The sequence below is a fragment of the Legionella bozemanae genome (assembly GCF_001648595.1).
Classification (GTDB): Bacteria; Pseudomonadota; Gammaproteobacteria; order Legionellales; family Legionellaceae; genus Legionella; species Legionella bozemanae.
In genome coordinates this window covers 640-2,426 of sequence record NZ_KV441808.1, presented here as the reverse complement: position 1 = coordinate 2,426, position 1,787 = coordinate 640, and the positions used below count along the sequence as shown (strand labels likewise).

Genomic DNA, 1,787 nt, shown 5'->3' with positions numbered 1-1,787 from the left:
ATTTTAATTCCTGTGAAATGGGTGAAAATTTAAGTGCTGCTGTGTGGCCGCGAAATAGGGCGGCACAACAGCGTCTTTGCGAAGATTTGGGTCGCCACAAAGGAACCTTTACGGATTGGGCCATGGCACGTCAGAAATGTTCCACAGGTGGTGAAGCCGATTCCATATTGGCTGAGGCTAAAAATAATCCTGAATATAAAGACCGTGTGTTAATTAACACCAATATTGTTTGGGACTCCTTACAAATTAATCAGTTTATTGCACAAGATCCCAAATTAGCGGAAGTATACATGTCCATTTCAGGAACCATTGTCTTTAACGCGAAAGGGGCGTTAATGACTTACCCTTCGCTTGCAACCAATCAAGATTTTATTAAAGCCTTGTTGTACGGAGGAAAGTTACCCAGTTACCGCTGTACCGACACTGGTCCACAATCGCATTGTTTATCTATTGATGCCACAAGCACGCAAGAAATCAGTGCCAAAAAAGCCTTAGTGGCTCAAGTCCAGGAATTACTGCAGGGAATTTATGACAACATTAAAATGGGCAAAGAGTTATCTGATAAGCAAAAAGGGCTGATTGAGTTAACACAACCCGCAGTTTTTAATCTTATTTCTGCCAATGCGCAACAAAACACGGGTATTCAAGGCAGTTATGAGCTGGCTCAAAGTGTGGCAACCGATTTATTGGCGCAATACCTTTCCAATGCCCTCGATATTATTCGCGCTTCGCTCTCAGGGCGTGAACTAGGCGCTCACAATGAAGAGCGTTTATACAAAAATCTGCAGACGGCACAACAGTTTGTGGCGCGGTTTGGCACGGAGAGCCGTGAGCGGTTTAATGCGGCTTTACAGACGAATGAATTAATCCGCAACAACGTTAAACAAGCTTTAAGTGCATTAACACCTACCTTAAGAACAGCCTATTATGGAGACGCGCAATGAGTCTTTTAACCATATATACACCACAAAATGGCGAGTATCTCAAAACAGTACTGGATGCCATGGTGACGTTGCTTGGCACCTCAACTTACAAATCGGCTCAGGACATTGTGAGTATTCTTGCTGTAGGGGTGGTCGGGTTTCAATACGTCAGTGGTAAAAGGATTCAAGCCATTAGTCGTTATGTTTTGTGTACGTTTGTCTTTTTGTTTTGTATTTTAGGCATCAAAACGCCGGTGGCCATCATTGACATGCAAACGGCTGATTCAGCGGGACCTGCGCTAACCGTAGATAATGTGCCTTTAGGTGTTGGGCTGCCTGCGGCACTTATTAGTGGCATTGGGTATGGGATTACTCAAGTCTCCAGCAATATATTACATATGCCGCAAGATTTAGATTATACCCGAACCGGCATGTTGTTTGGCTCACGTACCTTTTTAGCTTCCACCAGTTCTAACTTGTCTTTGTCGCCTGAGCTCTCCCGTGATTTATCCACCTACATCAGGCAATGCATTTTTTCAGCCAAACTTTTGGGGAGTCAGCAAATTTCACCCAATGAAATGAAGCACAGCGCTGATTTAATTCGTTTGTATTTTGAGCATCCCTCTCCTATTTATCGTGTCTTATTTCATGATGGTACTAATTTGAGCTGCATTGAGGCTGCAGCACGTTTAAAACCAGAACTGAATGAGGGAATAGAAAAACAACTTGTTCATTTATCGAATATTATGACCAAGGGTGATAAAGAGAAGTTTAGTGATGGTTTAGCAGCAGCTCATTCCTATTTTATGAACGTGTCCAAAGATGCGGCCAATGTGCTTACGCAAAATATTTTAATTAATGCCA

At 42.8% G+C, this 1,787-nt stretch carries 2 protein-coding genes; both read left to right on the top strand.

The genetic code is table 11. From position 1 onward, the window contains the following. A partial coding sequence (locus tag A8O27_RS00880; RefSeq protein WP_064115048.1) for a conjugal transfer protein TraH occupies positions 1–944 on the top strand: 944 nt, incomplete at its 5' end. Beyond that, a partial coding sequence (locus A8O27_RS18340; RefSeq protein ID WP_162270511.1) for a conjugal transfer protein TraG N-terminal domain-containing protein occupies positions 941–1,787 on the top strand: 847 nt, incomplete at its 3' end. The genes A8O27_RS00880 and A8O27_RS18340, both read left to right, overlap by 4 nt.